The organism is Pseudomonas sp. efr-133-TYG-23, assembly GCF_030209215.1.
GTDB classification, from domain to species: Bacteria; Pseudomonadota; Gammaproteobacteria; order Pseudomonadales; family Pseudomonadaceae; genus Aquipseudomonas; species Aquipseudomonas rhodesiae.
The window spans coordinates 21,931-44,776 of record NZ_JARVSL010000051.1 but is presented as its reverse complement, the minus strand read 5'-3'; the positions used below and the strand labels follow the sequence as shown (position 1 = coordinate 44,776).

General features: G+C 62.1%; 16 protein-coding genes. 7 read left to right on the top strand and 9 right to left on the bottom strand.

Going from position 1 to position 22,846, the window contains the following annotated elements:
* Nucleotides 1-43: 43 nt before the first annotated feature.
* Complete coding sequence (locus QRN41_RS25630) at nucleotides 44-781, bottom strand: anti-sigma factor family protein (RefSeq protein ID WP_034098830.1); 738 nt, start codon at nucleotides 779-781, stop codon at nucleotides 44-46.
* Nucleotides 778-1,284, bottom strand: coding sequence for a sigma-70 family RNA polymerase sigma factor (locus tag QRN41_RS25625; protein ID WP_285422265.1), 507 nt, complete (start codon nucleotides 1,282-1,284; stop codon nucleotides 778-780). Before QRN41_RS25625 ends, QRN41_RS25630 begins: the two co-directional genes overlap by 4 nt.
* 193 nt (nucleotides 1,285-1,477) lie before the next feature.
* Here QRN41_RS25625 and QRN41_RS25620 point away from each other — a divergent pair, with 193 nt between their 5' ends.
* The 4 genes from QRN41_RS25620 to QRN41_RS25605 all read left to right on the top strand — a co-directional run bounded on the left by QRN41_RS25620 (nucleotide 1,478) and on the right by QRN41_RS25605 (nucleotide 6,062).
* A complete protein-coding gene (locus tag QRN41_RS25620; RefSeq protein WP_285422264.1) occupies nucleotides 1,478-3,058 on the top strand; it encodes an amino acid adenylation domain-containing protein in 1,581 nt (526 codons plus the stop codon).
* Complete coding sequence (locus QRN41_RS25615) at nucleotides 3,051-4,328, top strand: FNR domain-containing protein (protein WP_167417738.1); 1,278 nt, start codon at nucleotides 3,051-3,053, stop codon at nucleotides 4,326-4,328. The genes QRN41_RS25620 and QRN41_RS25615 overlap by 8 nt, the downstream gene beginning before the upstream one ends.
* A gap of 115 nt (nucleotides 4,329-4,443) precedes the next feature.
* Entirely contained in the window at nucleotides 4,444-5,526 is a 1,083-nt protein-coding gene (locus QRN41_RS25610; RefSeq protein WP_167417739.1) for a catalase family peroxidase, read from the top strand.
* Nucleotides 5,523-6,062 (top strand): cytochrome b, encoded by a 540-nt coding sequence (locus QRN41_RS25605; RefSeq protein ID WP_167417740.1) that lies wholly within the window; start codon nucleotides 5,523-5,525, stop codon nucleotides 6,060-6,062. The genes QRN41_RS25610 and QRN41_RS25605 overlap by 4 nt, the downstream gene beginning before the upstream one ends.
* Before the next feature lie 18 nt (nucleotides 6,063-6,080).
* Here QRN41_RS25605 and QRN41_RS25600 read toward each other — a convergent pair whose 3' ends face one another.
* Together QRN41_RS25600 and QRN41_RS25595 are read right to left on the bottom strand one after the other, a co-directional pair.
* Nucleotides 6,081-7,232, bottom strand: coding sequence for a M14 family metallopeptidase (locus QRN41_RS25600; protein WP_034138627.1), 1,152 nt, complete (start codon nucleotides 7,230-7,232; stop codon nucleotides 6,081-6,083).
* A gap of 465 nt (nucleotides 7,233-7,697) precedes the next feature.
* Nucleotides 7,698-8,048 (bottom strand): DUF6124 family protein, encoded by a 351-nt coding sequence (locus tag QRN41_RS25595; RefSeq protein ID WP_034098818.1) that lies wholly within the window; start codon nucleotides 8,046-8,048, stop codon nucleotides 7,698-7,700.
* A 131-nt stretch (nucleotides 8,049-8,179) separates the two neighbouring features.
* Here QRN41_RS25595 and QRN41_RS25590 point away from each other — a divergent pair, with 131 nt between their 5' ends.
* The gene (locus tag QRN41_RS25590; RefSeq protein ID WP_123479692.1) at nucleotides 8,180-8,815 is read left to right on the top strand and encodes a LexA family protein; all 636 of its coding nucleotides are present in this window, start codon (nucleotides 8,180-8,182) and stop codon (nucleotides 8,813-8,815) included.
* Here QRN41_RS25590 and QRN41_RS25585 read toward each other — a convergent pair.
* The 4 genes from QRN41_RS25585 to QRN41_RS25570 are packed head-to-tail and all read right to left on the bottom strand — an operon-like array spanning nucleotide 8,812 to nucleotide 14,338.
* On the bottom strand, nucleotides 8,812-10,737 hold the full coding sequence (locus QRN41_RS25585; protein ID WP_167417741.1) for an acetyl/propionyl/methylcrotonyl-CoA carboxylase subunit alpha: 1,926 nt from the start codon (nucleotides 10,735-10,737) through the stop codon (nucleotides 8,812-8,814). The genes QRN41_RS25590 and QRN41_RS25585 overlap by 4 nt on opposite strands.
* Nucleotides 10,734-11,540, bottom strand: a complete 807-nt coding sequence (locus QRN41_RS25580) for a gamma-carboxygeranoyl-CoA hydratase (RefSeq protein ID WP_034114241.1) — start codon at nucleotides 11,538-11,540, stop codon at nucleotides 10,734-10,736. Before QRN41_RS25580 ends, QRN41_RS25585 begins: the two co-directional genes overlap by 4 nt.
* Nucleotides 11,541-11,555: 15 nt before the next feature.
* Nucleotides 11,556-13,163, bottom strand: coding sequence for a carboxyl transferase domain-containing protein (locus tag QRN41_RS25575; RefSeq protein WP_167417742.1), 1,608 nt, complete (start codon nucleotides 13,161-13,163; stop codon nucleotides 11,556-11,558).
* Between the two features lie 11 nt (nucleotides 13,164-13,174).
* Entirely contained in the window at nucleotides 13,175-14,338 is a 1,164-nt protein-coding gene (locus QRN41_RS25570; RefSeq protein WP_167417743.1) for an isovaleryl-CoA dehydrogenase, read from the bottom strand.
* 150 nt (nucleotides 14,339-14,488) lie between these two features.
* Between QRN41_RS25570 and QRN41_RS25565 the strand changes: the two genes are divergently transcribed.
* Together QRN41_RS25565 and QRN41_RS25560 are read left to right on the top strand one after the other, a co-directional pair.
* Complete coding sequence (locus tag QRN41_RS25565) at nucleotides 14,489-16,123, top strand: AMP-binding protein (protein ID WP_167417744.1); 1,635 nt, start codon at nucleotides 14,489-14,491, stop codon at nucleotides 16,121-16,123.
* Nucleotides 16,124-16,204: 81 nt separating this feature from the next.
* Nucleotides 16,205-21,388, top strand: a complete 5,184-nt coding sequence (locus QRN41_RS25560) for an NEL-type E3 ubiquitin ligase domain-containing protein (RefSeq protein WP_285422262.1) — start codon at nucleotides 16,205-16,207, stop codon at nucleotides 21,386-21,388.
* 549 nt (nucleotides 21,389-21,937) lie between these two features.
* On the opposite strand, the gene QRN41_RS25555 is transcribed toward QRN41_RS25560, so the two are convergent.
* Nucleotides 21,938-22,837, bottom strand: a complete 900-nt coding sequence (locus QRN41_RS25555; protein ID WP_034098805.1) for a hydroxymethylglutaryl-CoA lyase — start codon at nucleotides 22,835-22,837, stop codon at nucleotides 21,938-21,940.
* Between the last annotated feature and the right edge of the window lie 9 nt (nucleotides 22,838-22,846).

Genomic DNA, 22,846 nt, shown 5'->3' with positions numbered 1-22,846 from the left:
GAAGGCGCGCATCGGCCATCTCGAAAACGCATGGCCCCCACGACTAGAAGGTCTGCAGCGGCGCCACCGGATGATCCACCGGGCTGACCACCGCGTAGTTATAGCCGCCACCGGACCAGTACTGCGCTTGTAGCCCATCGGCGGTGCGGCTGCCACGGGGCAGGAAGCCGTTGTCCGGGCCCGGCGGGCGGATGTAGAAACTGATACGCCGCCCTTGCGCGTCCTGGTACAGCACCATGGCAGCGGCGCCTTGATCGGTGGTGAGCAGACGCCCGCTGACCGGCGTGAAGCCCGACTGGCTCAAGTCCGGCAAGCGCTGGGCCTGTTGGAAATAGCGGTCGAGCCAGGCTTGCATGGTGCCGCTGTCCTGAGCACGGTAGTCGGCGGGCAGGATGCCGTCCTGGGCGAACAGGCGGAACGCCTGCATGGCATCGGCCATGGGTTGCAGCGGCGGTTGAGTCGCCTCGCGGGCCTGCCAGCCGCCCCAGCCGCCGAGGCTCACCGCCACCAGCAACAGCGCTGCCGTAGCCAAGTGGCGACGCGTATTGTGCCGGACGCGCTGGCGGATCAGCGCGGGGTCCAACTGCGGGTTGGCGGGTTGCTGCAGGGCGCCACCCAAGGCTGCGCGCAATGCGTGTGCGTCCTGTTGCCAGGCCTGCACTTGGGCCGCCACCTCCGGGTGGGTCGCCAGCCAGGTGTCCAGGGCACGCCGGTCATTCTCGCAAAGCTGATGATCGACGTAGGCATGTAAGTCATGTTCGTTGGGAGGCAGGCTGATCATTTGAGTATCCGCAGAGAAGGGCTGGCAATTTCGCCATCGCTGAGTTGACGCAGGGCCTGGCGCGCCCGTGACAACCGCGACATCACGGTGCCGAGGGGGACGTCGAGAATCTCGGCGACTTCTTTGTAGCTCAAACCTTCCACGGACACCCACAGCAGCAGCGCGCGTTGCTCGGTGTTCAATTGATCGAAGGCTTGCAGGGTCGACTGGGCCATCACGGTGCGTTCGACCGAGGGCTGCACGTCTTCGCGTCCGGTAAAAAAGTCGAGCATGCGCGCATAACGGCGGGTACGGCGCTGGGCATCGAGAAACTGCCGGTAGAGGATCGAGAACAGCCACGCGCGCAGGTCGCCTTCCGGGCGTTTGTCGCCCCAGCGGTTGATTGCACGCTCCAAGGTGGCCTGCACCAGATCGTCGGCGCTGCTGGTGTTGCGCGTCAGGGACACGGCAAAGCGCCGCAGCCGGGGCAGGAGTTCGCGTAGCGGTTCGTCGAGTTCATGCATGGTGGGTCAGTCTAGCCAGTTGTGAGAGTAGACGTTCGCCCGCGTAGGTTATTCCATGCCTAACTGAAAGAAATGTTGCCCTTGTGGGTGCTCCCTCTCTGGATAGCCCACAGGCCTGTAATGCCCCACGCCCACCTCAATCCAGCTTCGTGACTGCCGGTACAGGATCGGCAGCAATGGCGAGGGCGTATTGATGGCATTACTGACAGGCAAAGCATCTTATTTGCGGCCGGAACTGGCGCACTTGCCGGCGGCGCAGCAAGTGATTTTCGAGCAATGGGGCTGCGGCGCCATTGTTCAGCCGGAATACGGCTGCATTCATCTGGCGATCGAAGCGCACGCCGCTAGGGCGCCTCAGGCTATCGCGGCGGAGTGGGCGGGGCAGCGGATCAGTTATGAACAACTCAACCGCCAGGCCAATCGGCTGGCCGCGCGGTTGGTTGAGCGCGGGGTCAAGCAGGGCGATACCGTGGCGTTGTTCGTCGAGCGGTCCATTCCCATGCTGGTGGGCTTGCTGGCGGTATTGAAGGTGGGGGCCGCCTATGTGCCGCAGGATGCGCGGATTGTACCGCCTGTGCAGTTGGCGATGATCCTCGACTCACTGAGTAGTCCGGTGATTCTGACCCTGTCGAACCTGGCCGAACGCATCCCCGCAGAAGCGGCTCACCGGTGCCTGTGGCTGGACGCATTCCTGGCGGAGGAAGCCGAAGTTGCCCAGGACAACCAACAGGCATTCGCGGTGGTAGAGCCTGACGACCTATGCTTTGTGCTGTTTACGTCCGGCACCACCGGGCGTCCCAATGGCGTGCGCGTCAGTCACCGCAACCTGTGCAATATCCTGTTGACCGAGCCCGGCCGCATGGGCATGGCCCCGGGCCGCAAGGTCGGGCAGGTTCTCAATATCGGCTTTGACATGGCTGCCTGGGAAATCCTCGGTTGCCTGGCCCACGGTGCCACGCTGTTGATCCGTGGCAAGGACATCCCACAGACCGCCGCGCGCTGTCATGTGTTGATTGCCACACCCTCAATCCTGGCGACCTTGAGTCCTCACCAATGCCCCGACCTGCAGACGGTCGCGGTGGCCGGCGAGCCCTGCACGCAGGCCTTGGCCGATCAGTGGGCGGCGCACTGCACGTTCTACAACGGTTGTGGGCCCACCGAAACCACCATCGTCAATACCTTGCACCGGCATGAGCCTGGCGCCTTGCTGACCATCGGCCGGCCAACCCCGAACAACACGGTGTATGTGCTCGACGAACAAGGGCGCGCCTGTGAGCTGGGCCAACCTGGGGAAATGTGGGCCGGTGGGTTGGGCGTCACGGCCGGCTACTTGAACAACCCGGCGTTGACCCAAGAGCGATATCGCCCCGATCCGTTCCTGGGCGGCGACAACCTGATGTTCCGCACCCGCGACCTGGGACGCTGGACGGCGGACGGCCAGCTCGAACACCTGGGGCGCGTGGATGACCAGGTCAAGGTGCGTGGGTTTCGTGTAGAGCTGGATGCAGTGTCCTCAGCCATCGAGGCCGGCGAAGGATGCACGCGGGCTGTCACCCTCAAGCTCGACAGCCGAAGCCTGGTGGCGTTCGTGTCGCCGGCCAGCGCCGATATCGAATCCTGCCGACAGGCGTGTGCGCAACGGCTGGCGTATTACTGCGTGCCGTCGCTGATCGTTGCCTTGGAGCATTTTCCGCTGACCGCCAGGGGCAAGGTCGACAAGGCGTTGCTGTTGCAGTGGGCCGTGGAACGGCAAGGGGGAGCCAGCCATGCTTGATGCCCTGAGCCGTACCGTGGTTCCGCCCAAGCCCGCGCTATGGCGACGCTGGCGGGCGTTGCCGCTGTTTTCCTATTACAACCGTCTCGCCGGGTTGGTGTTGCTGGGTAACGGGACGTTCTTGTGGTGGTGGCCGCGTATTGACGTGCAGGTGCTTTCGCAAATGGTGCTGATCAACCTGTCCCTGGCGACCCTGATTCGTCAGCAGTACGTGATCAATGCCCTGTTCTGGCTGGCGACGCGGGTGCCGATCACTTGGCCACTGCGCATCCGGCGCAGCGCGGCGAAGGTGTATCACCTGGGCGGGTTGCACAGTGGTGCGGCCCTGGCGGCCACGGCTTGGTTTGCGGCGATGATGCAGGCGCAGTGGGCGCAGGCCGAGGCGGTTGCGTCGAGCGCATTATGGCTGGGCAGCGCGCTGCTGGGATTGCTGGTGGTGATGGTGATCATGGCCCAGCCGTGGGTGCGTAGCCGGTTTCACAACGCTTTCGAGCGGGTGCACCGCTTTGCGGGCTGGTCCGCATTGGGATTGTTTTGGGCGCTGACGCTGATGGCTTCCTCAGAACGCCCCACCGATCTGTTGCACAATGGCGCGTTCTGGCTATTGGGGCTGGTGAGTATCAGTATCGTGCTGCCATGGTTGCGCTTGCGCAAAGTCGCGGTGGAGCACATACGGCCTTCGTCCCATGCGGTGATTACGCGGTTCGCCCACACCACGCCGTTTGCCGGTTCATCCACTGCTATCAGCCGGCACCCGCTGTTGGAATGGCACGCGTTTGCCAATATTCCGGCCCCGGGGGAGGCGGGGTTTCGTTTGGTCATCTCCCGGGCCGGGGATTGGACGGGCCGCTTTATCGACGCGTTACCCCGTCATGTGTGGGTCAAGGGCATTACCACCGCGGGAGTGGCCAATGTGGAAACCCTGTTCAAGTCGGTGGTGTACGTCGCCACTGGCAGCGGGATCGGCCCGGTGATGCCGCACGTGTTGGCGCGCAAAGTGCCGATCCAGTTGATCTGGTCGACCCGCAGCCCACGAGCGACCTATGGCGATGCCCTGGTCGACGAGATTCTGCGGGCTCACCCCCAGGCGTTGATCTGGGACACCGCCGAACGCGGCAAACCCGACTTGGTACAACTGGCCTATGGCGCCGTGCAGGCCTGCGGGGCGGAGGCGGTGATCTGTATAGCCAACCAGGCATTGACGCGCCATGTGGTGCAAGAGCTTGAAGCCAGGGGCATTGCGGCCTATGGCGCGATTTGGGATTCCTGAAGCGCGGCATGTGAGGTCGTACCGCTGAAAAAAACTACAGTGAAGTGGGAATAAGCCTACGTGGGATTCGTCTCATAGCACTTTCCCCCTGCGGCTCTTGGCCCTGGAGTTTTTTATGCTGGATCACCCATCACCGCCCCGTCCTGCCTTGAGTACCGCAAGCCTGGTGGCGCGTCTTGCTGCCATCGGTGTTGTGGTGGCCGGTTTGGCCGCGGCGTTTGCCTACGTCAATGGCACACTTGACCCGCAGCGGCTGCGGCCTAAAACCTTGGTCAATGCCCTGGAAACCAACAACGGCGTGCACCCTGGCTATCGGCGCAACCACGCCAAAGGCGTGTGCGTGGCGGGTTACTTCCAAAGCTCTGCCGAGGCGCGCGCCTATTCGAGCGCCGAGGTGTTCAGCGAGGCCAAAACCCCGTTGATCGGCCGCTTCGCCTTGCCCAGCGGCAACCCGTACGCGCCTGATAGCAGCGTGCCGATCCGCAGTTTTGCCGTGCAGTTCAGCCAGGCCAACGGCCAGCAATGGCGCACCGGCATGAACAGCATGCCGGTGTTCCCGGTGGGCACGCCCGAGGCGTTCTATCAGTTGCTCAAGGCGGGCGCGCCGGACCCGGCCACCGGCAAGCCGAACCCGGCGAACATGCCGGCCTTTTTTGCCGCCCATCCGGAGGCCGCACCGTTCCTGGCATGGGTCAAGACCGCCAAACCGTCGGCCAGTTACGCGACCGAAACCTATAACGGCATCAATGCGTTTTATCTGGTGAACGCCGAGGGCAAGCGTCAAGCCGTGCGCTGGGCGGTGGTGCCCCAAAGCCAAGACGCGGTGGGTGAGACCATCGTCGATGGTGCGGACTTCCTGGAGAAAGACCTGGTGCAGCGCCTGGCCGCCGGGCCGCTGCGCTGGCAGTTGAACATGACCCTGGCCAACCCCGGCGACGTGCTGGACGATGCCAGTAAACCCTGGTCCGGCCCCCATACGGTGCTGAACGCCGGTACCCTGGTGGTGCAAAGCAGCCAGCCCCAGGCCGACGGCGACTGCCGCGATATCAACTTCGATCCGTTGATTCTGCCCAGCGGTATTCAAGCCTCCAATGACCCCTTGCTGGCGGCCCGCTCGGCGGCATACGCCAGTTCTTACCTGCGCCGCGCCGGCGAGGTCAGCCCCTTGCACCATGCTCCACAGGAGTCGAAACCATGAAGGCCTCTCCACAATTCTTCGCGCCCTTGGCGCGCCTGCTGCACTGGCTGATGGCGCTGATGGTCATCGCCATGCTGTTTATCGGCGCGGGCTTGGCGGCCTCTGTGTCGGAGCGGCATGCCTGGCTGATCCAACTGCATAAACCGTTAGGTATTGCGATTCTGGTGCTGGTTATCGTCAGGCTGGCGGTGCGCTTTTCCACGCAGCAACCGCCTCTGCCCCAGGACTTGCCGCAGTGGCAAGTGTTGGCAGCAAAGGCATCGCACCTGATGTTGTATGGTTTGATGCTGGCATTGCCGCTGCTGGGCTGGGCGATGATTTCAGCGGCGGGCGACCCGGTGATGCTCAGCAGCTCCGTACGACTACCGGCGCTAGTGGAGGCGAACGCACCGTTGTTCGCGCTGCTGCGTAAGGCCCACGGGTACCTGGCGTACCTGCTGTTTCTCACGGTGTTGGTGCACCTGGCGGCGGCGTTGTTTCATGGGCTGATCCGACGCGATGGTGTATTGCAGAGCATGACCGGCACCAAGGACTGATGCCGGGGCGCGTTGCTGTCAGCGCAACAGGCCGACGATATCGGCGACGCTGCTCAGTACATCCTTGCCCAGCTGTTTCGAGCGCTCGCCCGACCAGCCAGTTTTCGGGTTGGGCGCGTCGTTGTTGTCCTTGAAGGGCATTTCCAAGGTCAGCGACAGGCAATCGTACTTTTGGCCGACCGCATTGCAGGCCAACGTCATGTTGGCTTCGCCCGGCAGGTCGCGGGTGTAGCCATGAGTGGTCTGGAAGTCACGGGTCAAGCCGCTGAGGTGGCTGCGAAAGTGTTTTTCCAGGGCTTCGATGCGCGGCGTGTAGCCTGGGTTGCCTTCGCAGGCAGCGGCGAATACATAGGGGATTTCTTCGTCACCGTGGATATCCAGGAACAGGTCCACGCCGTACTGTTCCATCTGCTGTTGCACGAACAGTACTTCCGGGCTGAGGTCCTGGCTCGCGCTCTGCCACGCGCGGTTGAGGTCCTGGCCCATGGCGTTGGTGCGCAGGTGCCCGTGGAAGGCGCCGTCCGGATTCATATTCGGCACCAGGTACAGGTCAGCCACCGCCAGCAGTTTTTTCAGCTCGGCATCGCCGTCCTGTTGCAAGCGTTCGATGATCCCTTCCATAAACCATTCGGCCATGTGTTCGCCCGGATGTTGCTGGGCGATGATCCATACGTTGCGTCGTCCTTCGCCGCCTTTGCCCCGACGCAGCAACTGAATGTCGCGGCCTTCGACACTCTTGCCGGTGGCCAGCAATTGGGTGCCGGTGTGTTTGAGCGCCTGCTCGATCAAGCCATCATGACGTTCGCGGCTGTAGGGTTCGAAGTAGGCGAACCAGGCGTGCTTCTCGCGAGTCTCCAGGCTGATGTGCAGGATTTCGCCATCGAAGCGTGTCGGCACGCGGAACCAGTTGACGTGGTCGTAGGAGGCTACGGCGTTGTAGCCGCTCCAGGCATGGGGATATGAAGAGCGCCCGGCATTGCTCAAGCGGAAGGTGTGGGTATGGCCCACATGCATACCCTCGGCCTTGAAGTGAAACCACTGGAAATGCTGGCTGCGTGTGTCGGGTTTGATCGCCAGCAGCAATTGATAGGCATCGCTGGCGTCCAGCACCTGGATATTGCCACTGTCGAAGTCGGTACTGATTCTGATGGAGGTCAAGGCCACTGTCATAGTCTGGTTGCCTGATTATGAGTATTGTGGCGGCTATATTACACAGGAGTCCGGTAAAGCCTGGATGCAAAATTGTTGCGCAGGGAGGGGGGCATCATCCTTGACGCCGCCGCAGCTTAGAATTTATGAGATTGATTCTCAAGCGCTATTTCCCAAAGATGTGAGCCAGAGCCTTTGGGTAGCTTTCATTCGGCGATGGTCTTTTGCTACCATGCGCGCCATCACGCAACACACAGTCTTCATTAGCCTGAAGCCATGCCAGGGAAACTGGCAAAAAAAAGACCCGGCCAAAGAGCCGGGTCAAAAACCGTGATTAGCCTGATGAGGAGATATTCCAAGAGTCCGACCTAAGGTCTCTTGGTTTATCGACTGATCTCGCGATCAGCTGGGTTCAATAATAATCATTATCATTTGCAAGTCAAATGTTTTTATCCGTGGGATAGAAATATTTTTCCTTTGCGCCGATCAGCTGTCCGCCTGCGCTTCGCGCACCTGCAACGACCGCTCGACCATCGCCTTCGCCATATCGATCAAATACACCACTGAAAACGCCAGGTCCCGCTGATTACCCTGGTGGTTGCTCGCGGATTCATACGCAGTGGCCGCCGCGCTGCGCAGCAGGTCCGAGGCATGTATCAAGGCTTCTTCCTGACTGATACCCGCTTTGATGGCGAACAACGCCTCGTTCGCCACCGGCGTCGACATCTCTTCTTTCAGGTAGAAATCCAGCGCGCGCTGGGCGGCGCCGCTGCTGCGCAGGTCTTGCAGCTCATCGTTTTCAGCGGGTTCAGGCAGGAGGTACGGGCTCGTCGTCATAAGGGGCAGTACTCTGGGTGGGTGTTGAAAACCTTATGCCTGATAATAGTACGTATCGTATTTATGTCGTTTTATGGATTACTACAAACTGTTTATTGCCCTGAAAAATACCTGACGTATTGTCTGGCCCCATGGATAAATGGATCGCGTTGGTCAGGGCCAACATGAAAGACCGCAAGGTCACGCAAGGTGAACTGGCTGAGCGCTTGGGCATGTCCCAGGGGGGCGTCGGTCATTGGCTCAACAAGCGTCGCGTGCCGAGCCTGGAGGACATGAACCGGGTGCTGGAAGCATTGGGTCTGGGTGATCTGGAAGTGGTGCAGGAAGTGCGCGAGCGTCGCGCCGAACCGGCAGTGCCGACGCCACGGCACACGGCGTTTTTCCGCTACCCCGTCAACGAATGGAGAGGCCTGTGCGAAGCCCGCGAGGAGCGCCCGGCCTATGCTGGCGCGCGCTATGAAACCACGGATTATCATGCCAGGGGCGACGCCTTCTGGCTGCCGGTCACGGGCGATGCCATGACCGCGCCCAGCGGCTTGAGCATCGGCGCAGGCATGATGATCCTGGTAGACCCGGCCGTCAGTGCCGGCCCCGGTAAACTGGTGGTCGCGCAATGGGCCGACAACCCTCACGCGACCTTCCGCCAGTTACGGGAGGAGAGCGGCCAGCTCTACCTGGTGCCGCTCAACCCCACGTACCCTAAACAGCTGTTCACCGAGGCGTGTCGCATCCTCGGTGTAGTGGTGCAGGCCATGGCGAGGTTCTAGTCCGCCGTTTCCAGCTCCACCAGCGTGCAGCCTTCGGCGACCATTTCGCCTTCCTGACAGAACAGCGCCTTGACCACCCCGGCTTCGGGAGCACGGATGCTGTGTTCCATCTTCATCGCTTCGAGCACCACCAGTTGCGTACCGGCCTCGACCGCCTGGCCGGCTTGCACCAGCACCCGCACAATGCTGCCGTTCATGGGCGCCGTCAGGCCACCCTGATGGGATTGGTTGGCCTCCACGGCGGCAATCGGGTCGAACAGACTGACCCCATGCATTTCACCGTCCCAGCGTACAAACACGCCGCCATCGTGCCGGACCGCCAGATAGCTGCGACGCACGCCATCGCGCTCGATGCTCAACTGCTCGCCGTGCAACTGCGTAATGTCCGGCGCCAGGGTCACCAGTCGGTCCTGCCCGTTGCAGCTCAAGTGCAACGAAACCTCAGCGGGCAACCCCGCGCGAAAGCCACGGGTGTCTGCCCACGGGCCGTCGCCGGCGGGCAGGCTGTGCATCAGCGCGGCACCTGCGGCCTGCCAGAGATCATCACTCAGCGCGCCGGTCGGCGGCAGCAATTGTTCCTGATAGCGCGGAATAAACCCGGTATCCAGTTCGGCTGCGGCGAATGCCGGGTGCCCAATAATGCGCCGCAGGAAGCCCAGGTTGGTCTTCAGCCCGCCCACGGCGAATTCGTCGAGCATGCTCAGCAAGCGCAGGCGCGCCTGTTCACGGTCCTCGCCCCAGGCAATCAACTTGCCCAACATCGGATCGTAGAAGGGCGAAACGCTGTCCCCCTCACTCACGCCGCTGTCCACGCGGCGCCCAGGGCCGGGAGCGGATTCGCGGTACAGCGCCAGGTGCCCGGTGGCGGGCAGAAAATCATTGGCCGGGTCCTCGGCATACAGACGCACTTCGATGGCATGCCCGATCAAGGGCACCTGTGCCTGGGTGATCGGCAGCGCCTGGCCCTGGGCCACGCGGATCTGCCAGGCCACCAGGTCCAGACCGGTAATCGCTTCGGTGACCGGGTGTTCGACCTGCAACCGCGTATTCATCTCCATAAAGAAGAACTCGCCGCGCGCGTCGAGCAAAAACTCCACGGTGCCGGCGCCGACATAGCCGATCGCCTGGGCCGCCCGCACGGCAGCCTCGCCCATGGCACGGCGCTGTTCAGCGCTCAAACCGGGGGCCGGAGCTTCCTCCACGACCTTCTGATGACGGCGCTGAATCGAGCAATCCCGTTCATTCAGGTACAGGCAGTGCCCGTGCTGGTCGGCGAAAACCTGGATTTCCACATGACGGGGCTTGAGCAGGTATTTCTCCACCAGCATCTGGGCGTTGCCAAATGACGACAACGCCTCGCGCTGGGCAGAGGCCAGGGCGTCGGCCAATTGGCTGACATCCTCGACCACTTTCATGCCTTTGCCGCCGCCGCCGGCCGTGGCCTTGAGCAGCACCGGGTAACCGATGCGGGCACAGGCGTCGCGGAAAGTCTCCAGGTCTTGGGCCTCGCCGTGGTAACCCGGTACCAGGGGCACGCCGGCGGTTTCCATCAACGCTTTGGCTGCGGATTTGCTGCCCATGGCGTCGATGGCAGAGGCGGGCGGGCCGAGGAAGATCAAACCGGCGGCTTCGATGGCGCGGGCGAACCCGGCGTTTTCCGAGAGAAACCCGTAGCCCGGATGAATCGCCTGGGCGCCGCTGGCCTGGGCGGCAGCGATCAGTTTGTCGATTTGCAGGTAACTGTCGCTGGCCTTGCTGCCCCCCAGGTCGACGCAGATATCCGCTTCGCGGCAATGGCGCGCGTCGCGGTCGATGGCGCTGTGCACGGCCACCGTGGTCAGCCCCATGGCCTTGGCGGTGCGCATCACGCGACAGGCGATTTCACCCCGGTTGGCCACCAGTATGCGGGTCAAAGTACTCATGAACGCGGCTCCTGCGCTTGCCAGCTCGGTGGACGTTTTTGCAGGAAGGCGCGCAAGCCTTCCTGGCCCTCGGGGCTGACGCGGATGCGGGCGATGGCGTTTTCGCAGTAGCGGCGCAACGCCGGGGTGAGGGCGCCGTTGCCGACTTCACGCAGCAGATCCTTGCTGGCGCGCATCGCCGCCGGGCTGTTATGCAGCAGGTTGGCTATCCAGTGTTCGACGTGAATCTCCAGCTCGTCCGCCGGGTAGCTTTCAGCCAACAGGCCGATCTCCCGCGCGCGCTGGCCGCCGAAGCGCTCGGCGGTGAGGGCGTAGCGCCGTGCCGCGCGTTCGCCGATGGCTTGCACCACGAACGGGCTGATCACCGCCGGCGCCAGGCCGATGCGCACTTCCGACAGGCAGAACTGCGCATCGTCGGCGCCGATGGCCATGTCGCAGCAACTGATCAAGCCCAGGGCGCCGCCGTAGGCTGCACCTTGCACCACCGCCAGGGTGGGGATTTTCAGCTTGGCCAGGTTGTACATCAGTTCCGCCAGTTCGCGGGCGTCGTCGAGATTGGTGTGGTAATCCAGCTCGGCCGATTGCTGCATCCAGGCCAGGTCGGCCCCGGCGCTGAAATGCTTACCGCGCCCGCGCAGCACCAGGAACCGCAGGGAAGCATCGCCCTGCACCTGGTCGAGGGCGATGATCAGCTCGCGGATCATCTCGGCATTGAACGCGTTGTTCTTGGCTTCACGACTGAGCCACAGCGTGGCAAAGCCACGGCGGTCGGCGATCAGTTCGAGGGTGTTGAAATCGCTCATGGGGTGCTGCTCCATTTACATGCGGAACACGCCGAAGCGGCTCGGCTCGATGGGGGCGTTCAAGGCTGCGGACAGGGCCAGGGCCAGCACGTCGCGGGTCTGCAACGGATCGATCACGCCGTCATCCCACAGGCGCGCGCTGGAATAGTAGGGGTGCCCCTGGGTTTCGTACTGGTCGAGGATCGGCTGCTTGATCGCCGCTTCCTCCTCGGCACTGAACCCGGCGCCCGCGCGTTCGGCCTGCTCGCGCTTGACCTGCACCAGCACGCCGGCCGCCTGTTCGGCGCCCATCACGCCGATACGCGCGTTCGGCCACATCCACAAAAAGCGCGGGTCATAGGCGCGACCGCACATGCCGTAGTTACCGGCACCAAAGCTGCCGCCGATGATCACGGTAAATTTGGGCACCTTGGCGCAGGCCACTGCCGTCACCAGTTTGGCGCCGTGCTTGGCAATGCCGCCGGCCTCGTATTTCTGTCCGACCATAAAGCCGGTGATGTTCTGCAGGAACAGCAGGGGGATGCCGCGCTGGCAGGCCAGTTCAATAAAGTGCGCGCCTTTCTGCGCGGCTTCGGCGAACAAGATTCCGTTGTTGGCCAGGATCGCAATCGGGTAGCCGTGCAGATGGGCGAAACCGCACACCAGCGTGGTGCCGAACAGCGCCTTGAACTCATCGAACACCGAACCGTCCACCAGTCGCGCGATCACTTCGCGTACTTCGAACGGCTGTTTAGGGTCGGCCGGAATCACGCCGTACAACTCTTCGCCGCTGTACAGCGGTGCCACCGGCGTACGTTGCAGCAACTGGCCCTGTTTGTGCCAATTGAGGTTGGCCACGCTGCGGCGGGCCAGGGCCAGGGCGTGTTCATCGCTGTCGGCATAGTGGTCGGCCACGCCCGAAATTTTGCAATGCACATCCGCGCCGCCAAGGTCTTCGGCGCTGACCACTTCCCCGGTGGCGGCCTTCACCAACGGCGGGCCGGCCAGAAAGATCGTGGCCTGCTGGCGCACCATGATGGCTTCGTCGGCCATGGCCGGCACATAGGCGCCGCCGGCGGTGCATGAGCCCATCACCACGGCGATCTGCGGGATGCCTTGGGCGCTCATATTGGCTTGGTTGAAAAAGATCCGCCCAAAGTGCTCGCGGTCGGGAAACACCTCGTCCTGACGCGGCAGGTTGGCGCCGCCGGAGTCCACCAGGTAGATGCACGGCAGGCGATTCTGCTCGGCGATGGTCTGGGCGCGCAGGTGTTTTTTCACGGTCAGCGGGTAGTAGGAACCGCCTTTGACCGTGGCGTCATTGGCCACAATCATGCACTCCACGCCTTCGACGCGACCGATTCCGGCGATGACGCCGGCCGCGGGCACGTCTTCGCCGTAGACCTGATAGGCGGCGAGTTGGCTGAGTTCAAGAAACGGCGAGCCCGGATCGAGTAGGCGATTGATGCGTTCGCGCGGCAACAGTTTGCCCCGTGAGGTGTGCCGCTCTTGAGCCTTGGCGCCGCCGCCTTGCTGCACGTGAGCGAGCAGAGTGTGCAGGGCGTCGACCTGTTGGCGCATCGCCGCGGTGTTGGCGGCGAACTCCGCCGAGCGCGGGTTGAGCTGGGTGTGCAAGGTGGCCATGGCGCGTGCCCTCAGCGAGTTTCGTTGAACAGTTCGCGACCGATCAGCATCCGCCGGATTTCACTGGTGCCGGCGCCGATTTCATACAGCTTGGCATCGCGCAACAGGCGCCCGGCGGGGAATTCGTTGATGTAGCCGTTGCCACCGAGAATCTGGATCGCATCCAGGGCCATTTGCGTGGCCCGTTCGGCGCTGTAGAGGATCACCCCGGCGGCGTCCTTGCGCGTGGTCTCGCCACGTTCGCAGGCCTGGGCCACCGCATACAGATAGGCACGGCTGGCGTTGAGTTGGGTGTACATATCGGCGACTTTGCCCTGGATCAACTGGAACTCGCCGATGCTTTGGCCGAATTGCTTGCGGTCGTGGATGTACGGCACGATCAGGTCCATGCACGCCTGCATGATCCCGGTGGGGCCGCCGGAGAGCACCACGCGCTCATAGTCCAGGCCGCTCATCAACACTTTCACGCCGCCATTGAGCACGCCGAGGATGTTGTCTTCGGGCACTTCGACGTCATCGAAAAACAGCTCGCAGGTGTTGGAGCCGCGCATGCCCAATTTGTCGAACTTGTTGCTACGGCTGAAGCCCTTCCAGTCGCGCTCGACAATAAACGCGGTGATGCCATGTGGGCCTTTTTCCAAGTCAGTCTTGGCGTAAATCACATAGGTGTTGGCATCGGGACCGTTGGTGATCCAGGTCTTGCTGCCGTTGAGCACATAGTGGTCGCCGCGCTTGTCGGCGCGCAGCTTCATCGAGACCACATCGGAGCCGGCGTTCGGCTCGCTCATGGCCAAGGCGCCGACGTGTTCGCCGCTGATCAGTTTGGGCAGGTATTTGAGCTTCTGTGCGTGGTTACCGTTGCGGTTGATCTGATTCACACAGAGATTGGAGTGAGCGCCGTAGGACAACGCCACCGATGCCGAGCCACGGCTGATTTCTTCCATGGCCACCACATGCGCCAGGTAACCCAGGCCGGCGCCGCCGTACTCTTCCGGTACGGTGATGCCGAGCAGGCCCATGTCCCCGAATTTGCGCCACAGGTCGGCGGGGAACAGGTTGTCGCTGTCGATTTGCGCCGCGCGCGGTGCGATCTCTTTGGCCACGAAGGACTGCACCTGGTCGCGCAGCATGTCGATGGTTTCGCCGAGGGCGAAGTTCAGGGACGGGTAACTCATGGACAGGCACCTTAATGTGAGCTTTGTTGTTGTGTGGTCGGCGCGCCAGGGGAGGGCGCTCACCTTTACGTTAACGTAAGCTTGCGTTGTGACGCTGTCAATCGTAGTTTACGTTTACGTCAACCTACAAAAAAGATAACAGGGGTCGTTATGGATCAACCGCATCAGAGCTACAGCCGTGGCTCCCAGGACAAAGCCTTACTGGCCATGACCATCGGCCAGGCCTTCGATCGCACAGTGGCGCAATTCCCCGATGGCGAAGCGCTGGTGGTGCGTCATCAGTCACGGCGCTATACCTGGCGGCAACTGGCCGATACCGTCGACCTGCACGCCCGCGCATTCCTCGCCTTGGGCCTGCAGACCGGCGACCGCTTGGGCATCTGGGCGCCGAACTGCGCCGAGTGGTTGATCAGCCAGATTGCCAGCGCCAAGCTCGGCGTGATCCTGGTCAATATCAACCCGGCGTACCGCACCAGCGAGCTGGACTACGTGCTCAAACAGTCCGGTTGTCAGTGGCTGGTGTGCGCCGGGGCGTTCAAGGGTTCCGATTACCACGGAATGCTCCAGGACCTGCAACCCGACCTGCGCGGCGTCATCAGCCTTGATCCCAGCCCGCCGGCAGGCTTTATGCCCTGGTCGACGCTGGCCGCCCTCGGCGCCGAGGTAACGCCCGAGCAACTGCACCAGCGCCAGGCCAGCCTGCACTTCGACCAAGCCGTTAATATCCAGTACACCTCCGGCACCACCGGGTTCCCCAAGGGGGCCACGCTCAGTCATCACAATATTCTCAATAACGGCTACATGGTCGGTGAGAGCCTGGGCCTGACCGCCCAGGATCGCTTGGTGATCCCGGTGCCGCTGTATCACTGCTTTGGCATGGTGATGGGCAACCTGGGCTGTATCACCCATGGCACCGCCATGATCTACCCGAACGACGGCTTCGACCCATTGCTGACCCTCAGCGCCGTCGCCGAAGAACGCGCCACTGGCCTGTATGGCGTGCCCACCATGTTTATCGCGTTACTTGATCACCCGCAGCGCGGTGAGTTTGAGCTGTCCAGCCTGCGCACCGGCATCATGGCCGGCGCCACGTGCCCCATCGAAGTGATGCGCCGCGTGATCAGCGAGTTGCACATGGGTGAAGTGCAGATCGCCTACGGTATGACCGAAACCAGCCCAGTGTCGTTGCAGACTGGGCCGCAGGATGATCTGGAGCGCCGGGTCACCACCGTCGGCCGCACCCAACCGCAGTTGGAAACCAAGATCATCGACATCGATGGCAACACCGTCGCGCGCGGTGAAATCGGCGAGCTGTGCACCCGAGGCTACAGCGTCATGCTCGGCTACTGGAATAATCCCGAGGCAACCCGCGAGGCCATCGACGAGGCCGGCTGGATGCACACCGGCGATCTGGCAAGCATGGATGAGCACGGCTATGTGCGCATCGCTGGACGCAATAAGGACATGATCATTCGCGGCGGCGAGAACGTGTACCCGCGCGAGCTGGAGGAGTTTTTCTTCACCCACCCGGCGGTGGCCGATGTGCAGGTGATCGGCATTCCGGATGCGCGCTACGGCGAAGAAATCGTCGCCTGGATCAAACTCCATCCGGGCCACGCGACCGATGAGCTGGATTTGCAGGGCTGGTGCAAGGGTCGCATTGCGCACTTCAAGACGCCTAAGCACTTCAAGTTCGTGGATGAGTTTCCGATGACCGTCACGGGCAAGATCCAGAAGTTTCGCATGCGCGAGATCAGCCTCCAGGAATTGAGCACCGAGCGCTGAAACGGGGTGCTGGGCTACCGCGTTCGGCCTGCGCCAGCTGCCTAGAGTGGCGGATTATTCCGCTACTCGAAGGCGATGCCCATGACCGATCTGCTCACTGATCCGCTTGCCCTGCCCGATGTCGATGAGCCAAGCCCCCATGTGGGGCCCATTCAGGACAACACCCCCGCTTGGTATACCGATGCGCTGGCAGCGCGCAAGACCGAATTGGCCAACCTCAAGCTGGTTATCCCGTCCTGGTACACCAACGCCGACTCAACAGCGAAAAACCGATTGAAGGCGGTCCACGACCGCAGCCGGACGTCGTTAAACCAGCTGGATCAATGGTTCAGCCAACTCAAAAGCCCCGCCGACTATGCCGAACCCTTGCTGGTGGCGGCCATTGAAGAGAAGTTCGGCCTGCGCCTCGACGTCACGAGCGTGTTCTACGCGCGCAAGATGGAGCAGAGATCGTGCAGCACCGATTCGGAAGAACTGTCGACCACCACCGTGTCGTCAGCGTCGTCGCCGCTGTATTTCTACAAGGGCGTCAGCCTGCTTGAAGCGGCCTTGATGAATTTCACCGAGGACGACGCAAGCAAGCCGATCTGCTTGGATTGTCGTTTGATCACCCGCTATAACTTCCACCAATATTCCAGCGCAAAGAAGCATGCACCTGCGAGTGTCAAGTCGTTCAAACTGTCGATCAAAGCCCACGAATTTGCCGCCCTGTGCCGGACGCTGGACCTGGGGCAGTCCTACTACGAGCATGTGCGCGGCATCATCAATGCCCCGATTCTGGCCAAGCCCCCCGGCGCCCTGACCGGCAAGCTGTACAGCACGTTGATCACCGCGCACCGCAATCAGTTGGAATTGGCCGCCGAAATTGCCCTGATGCAGGGCCATATCCAGCCCCAGGACCATCGCTTGATCCAGGCGATTCTGATTCAACAGACCGGGCACACATGGGCAGAGGATGACGTCAGCTTTTCGCCCTTGCAGTTGTGCACGGTCGTGATCGAGCAGGTGCTGATCATCGGGCCGGTGGTGTGGCAGCCCCATCTGCGAAATGCCACGGTCCTGCCGCGACCGTGCATGGTCTACATCCCCGGCGATCCGCTGCACCCGCTCAAGGCTTACGACAACCTCACCGCCTTCGTCGACCACCTGACCACGCGCCTGTGCCGTGCTGACTACCGTACCTTCTTCAGCCAGTTCGTCCCGCTTTCCCGGCAAGAAGTGTTTTTTACCAAGCTCAAGGCACTACTGGACCCCGACGAGGTTTACACCGCCACGCAGGATTTCGACCCGGCGCTCAAAGCCCGGCTTCACCGCCAGGGCACCTACGCACCGCCTTGGCGTGACGTGTGGATCGACAGCGCGCAACAGCGGGTTCGCTCGATCATGGAAAACGCTCAGGCGAGCGCCGTGTCCACGCAAGAGGCTACGGACCATGCGGAGAAAGCCTGGCTGTGGTCGTGGGGCAAAAAAATACTGGATGTGCTGAACGTGGCGGCATTTGTGGTGCCGTACCTTGGCGAAGTGATGCTGATAGTTGCGGCGGTGCAAATGGTCGACGACGTGGCAGAAGGCATACAGGCGTGGTCCGAGGGCGATGCGCGCGCGGTCTGGGCGCACTTCTCGGCGGTGGGTCTGAACTTGGCGGGGCTGGCGGTGCCCGCCGCGCTGGCAGCGTTCAAAGAGACCGCTTTTATCAAGCGTTTGGTGCATGTCGACTTCGGCGGGCGCAGCCGTTTATTTGACTTCGATCCGACGCGGTACACCCACTCGATCAGCCTACCCGCTGAGCTGAAGCCGAACAGCCTGGGCTTGTATGAGCATCAAGGCGCCACGTACCTGCCGTCGACCCACGGCGGTCACTACAAGGTGCAAGCCATCGCCGAGGGAGAATTCAGGCTCGTCCACCCCGATGGCGACGCCCGTTACTGGCCCAGGGTACGCCACAACGGGGCGGGTGCCTGGGTGCATGAATTCGAACAACCCCTGACGTGGGATCGCAAGACCCTGTTGCGACGTCTCGGCCCCAGCGTCGACGCTTTCAGCGACGCTCAATTGGAGCACGTCCGAGCGCTGAGTGGGGTCACGGATGAGCAATTGCGCCGGGTTTACGTCGATCAGCAATTGCCGCCGCCGCTGTTCAGAGAAGCGCTGCGGCGCTTCGAATCTGCCCGTCGCTACCAAGGCTTCATTGACCGCCTGAGCAGTACCGACCCTGCCGTCTTTGGGCGTGTCGACTGGAACTTGCAAATGAGGTTGTTGCTCGACAGCGGCAAGTGGCCTGAAGCCAGGGTGCTGGTCGCCTTGGATGCCGACGGCGATATCGTCTGGCGTTCGGCCGCTGTCGCCCAACGCAGTCAGGTGGTCAAGCTCGATCTGGCCCAAGCGGCGACCCGGGATGGCGTGATTCTGCCGTCGCTGCTGAGCCAATTGAGCGAAGAGCAGATCCGGCACCTGTTGGACGAGCCGGCCGTCGAGCGAGCGCTGCGTTATGAACTGATGCTGACCGGCAGAATTGATTCCGACTTTCTGGCGACGGCCGCCGATAAGGCGTACGCGGATCGCTTGGTTGAACGCATGATGAGCGAGCAGCGCACACCCCAGGCGAGGGCGCTGCGTTACCGCGACCGATTGCGCGAGTTGGCGCAGGACAGCAAAGCCAGGTTGTTTGGCCTTGAAATCGCGGCCGGGGACGTGTCCAGTGAGGCGAATGTGCAACTGCTCCAGCGCGACTTTCCAGGCTTGCCCAAACTGATTGCCGAAGACCTGCTGGCCCACGCCACCGACCAGGAGTTGTCGCGTATGGGCGAAACCTCCCGTGTGCCGTTGCGTCTGGCTGAAGAGGCGCGCCGCTATGGGCAGAAGGTCCGAGCCCTGCGCGCCCATACCGATCTGTTGTTCGATAACGAACTCACCCCGGACAGTGTGCGTCTGGCGCTGCACAAGCTGGCGACGCTGCCGGGTCGTCTTGACGGCGTGGGTCTTGAGTTACGCGCTAACACCTATGACGGTGAATTATTGGACCGTGTCGGGCGTGCTGACGCGCCCAGGCAGTTACGCCTCGTGCGCATCAGCCTCAACGAGTGGAAGCTGTTCAGCGGTCCCGATGATCTGGAGTATTGGCGCTCGGACAAAGATGCGTTCTACACCGCGCTCTGGCGGGTGGGTTACAGCGGGCGCACGGATTGGCGGCAACTGAAAGCCTCCACCCAGGCGTTGAAGGAGCAGCTCGCACAACAGCCCTTGAGCGAAGAGGCCACGCGCCAGGCCCTTGGCTTGCAAGCCATCAAACCGGGGTTCAAGTCGCCTATGCGCCTGGCGGACGGGCGGTTTGGGTACCCGCTTAGCCCGGTGGGCGGCGCGGGGCGGCGGCCGTTTATCTGCACCATGAAAGCCATGTATCTGTACCCGTCGAAGTCACTTGAAGAAGTCGAAGCCCTGTATGGGCTTCAAGGTTTGACTGATGCCCAGGTTCTAGCCCGCCTCAGCAGCCTCGAAGAGGAATACAACCAGCTGAAGCAGACGCTGGACGCCTGGCATCAGGACGCAGAGCCGGGCCACAGCCAAATTCGTCGCAGGGTCGCGGGGACGATTATGGCCGCGTGGCAACGCCAGTCGCCGCAAGCGTATGCGGCGGATCAAACACCGATTGGCCACATTCTGGATTTATCGGACGAACTGGTGGGTGAACTGCCGCCGATAACGGCGAATATGGATCATGTGGGCAGCCTGGATTTAGGCCGAATGGGGCTGTCGGACGGCTCGCTCCCCTTTCTCAACGCATTCGGCCGCCTGCGCTGGCTGAATATGCGCGAAAACAACCTCACGCAACTGCCGGAGTTCACCCATGGCGGGGCGGGGCTGACCAAGCTCAACCTGAGTCGCAATGACCTGCAACTGACCGACGCCAGTCGTGCGCGCCTCGAAGGGATGCGAGACCTGAAAATCCTCGATCTGTCCGACAATCGCCGCTTGGGCTGGACCGCCGATCTGCGGGGCATGCGCAGCCTCAATCAACTTTATCTGGCCGACACCGGCACCACGACCTTTCCGATGGGGGCCGAGCAATTGACGTCCTTGGCCAGGATCGACCTGCACTCGAACCAGATCACAACCTTGCCCGACTATGCGTATCAGCACTTGGACCGGATCAACGTGCACGAGAACCCGCTGTCGGCGGCCACCCGCGAACGCCTTGGCCTGGAGGCGCCGGTGGATCCGGCGCAGTGGGCCGACCACGTCACGTTGGACGAGGCTCGGACCCTGTGGTTGCGAGAGGTGCCTGCCGCCGCACAGACGCACCGCGCCCGGCTGTGGGACGACGTGAAGGCTTGCCCTGATTCGGCCGCCCTGTTCACGGTCCTGGCTGACACTACCCGTAGCGCCGAATACGCCTCGCCGGTCACCCGCGCCGCATTGACCCAGCGGGTGTGGGACTTGTTGGAGGCCGCCAGTCAAAGCCAGGCCATTCGCGAGTCGCTGTTTGGCATCGCCGATGATCGTGTCACCTGCGGGGATGGCAGTACGGTGGAGTTCATGAACCTCGAGAGTGAGCTGTTGGCGTTGAAGGCGCTTGAGCAGGCGGGGGAAGCTGACAGCGAAGGCTCACTGATCAGCATCGCCCGCCAGTTGTTCCGTCTGACGCTGGTGGACGCCGTGGCTGAACAGGACGTTGCTTCCCGCGGGCCGGGTTTTACCGAGCAGGTCGAAGTGATCCTGGCCTACCGGATCGGGCTGGCGGACAGGCTGGGGCTGCCGATAAACACCCGTGAGATGCTGTTTCCCCAGCAGGCCAATGTGAGCCAGCAAGCCCTCGACAGTGCTTATCGGCAAGTGCTCAGGAACGAAAGTGTTACCGCTGACGAGAGCGCTTTTTTCGTGGGACGTGAATTCTGGGAGAAACACCTGCGCAGCCGATACCCGCAGGAGCTCCAGGCATTGATGGGCCCGGGTATTGAATTGATCGAGGAAAAAAGCTCGGCGTTGTTCGAGCTTTCGGATGTGCAAGGCGAGCAAGACACGGGGGCGGACCTGGCGGCGCAAGCGGACTGGCAGAGCCGTCATGATGCGGCGGTCGACAGGCTGGCGCGCCTGTTGGGCAAAAGCAAAGACGACATTCTGGTCGATGGCGCCATGCCCAGTGCGTTCTTCGACGGGGAACTCAAGCAACTGGCGGCGGCGCGACAGCAAGAGCAAACACAGGCATTGCAGCGTCTGACTCGAAAGGTGCTGAACAATTTCATGGCCAGCGAAGGCACATCGGTGTGAGGAGCCGAACGCCCACAACACGAAGGGGACCCGAAGGTCCCCTTTAATGTGCGTTGCCTGCTCTTTTTTTATTATTGAGGGGCGGTCTATTGTTGTTTTTGGCAACCGTTACCCTTTACCGCTGTTTTTGGCGATCCCCATCCGGGATCAAGAGCAAACGTATTTTTTTGAGCGCTGATCTGCTTCTTCGCAAGCGATCCAACCAGTGGGTAGCTACCTGAAGGTAGTTTTATTTTTCTCTATCCGGTTGCGGGTCTCGGCACGCCGTACCCTGCGAAGCACATCTTCTCCAAAAAAATCTGTTAGCTGCGTCTCTGCCGTGTTGTTTTTGTTATGTCAGAGTCGTTTCGTCTTATTTTTATTAGGTTTGGCGCTTTTTATTCTTGTTATGCCATAGAGATAGCAGAAGCCGTGCCAACTTTTAAAATGTCTTTAAAATCAAGGAGTTGATTTTTGTGTAGGAAATGACCGGGGGCAAATACGACAAAATATGTTCCCGTGTTACTCGATGTGTAGGGCTTGGGTAACACATTGTCACAGGCGTGCTACTCACACAGCGTTACGCGCCTTGGCCACCCGCGAACCGCTGGGGCGCCCCAGCACCTGACTGATCTGCCGGCCTGCGAGGATCAAGGCGTCCAAGTCGACCCCGGTGTGAATGCCCAGGCCATTGAGCAGGTACAGCACGTCTTCGGTCGCGACGTTACCGCTGGCGCCCTTGGCATACGGGCAGCCGCCAAGCCCGGCAATAGAGCTGTCGAACACCTGGATGCCTTCCAGCAGCCCGGCGTACACGTTGGCGATGGCCTGGCCATAGGTGTCGTGGAAATGCCCGGCCAACTTGTCCCGTGGCACCTGCGCGCCGACCACTTCAAACAGGCGGCGGGTGGCGCCCGCCGTGCCGGTGCCGATAGTGTCGCCCAACGACACTTCATAACAGCCCATGGCATACAACTCCCGCGCCACTACCGCCACCTGTTCGGCGGCGATCTCGCCTTCATAGGGGCAGCCCAATACACAGGACACATAGCCGCGCACACTGACTCCGTGTTGCTGGGCTGCGGCCATGATGGGCGCGAAACGTTCCAGGCTTTCGCTGATGGAACAGTTGATATTGCGCTGGGAAAACGCCTCGGACGCGGCCGCGAACACCGCCACTTCCTTGACCCCGGCGGCCAGCGCGTCTTCGAAACCGCGCAGGTTCGGTGCCAATGCGCCATAGGTCACGCCGGGTTTGCGCTGGATCTGGGCGAACACTTCGGCGGAGCCGGCCATTTGCGGCACCCACTTGGGCGAAACAAAACTGCCGACTTCGATATAGCTCAAGCCGGCGGCGCTGAGGGCGTCGACCAATTGAACCTTGTCCGCGACGCTGATGGGGTTGGCTTCGTTCTGCAAACCGTCGCGCGGGCCGACTTCAACCAGGCGGACGTGGGAGGGGAGGGTCATGGCGGTCAC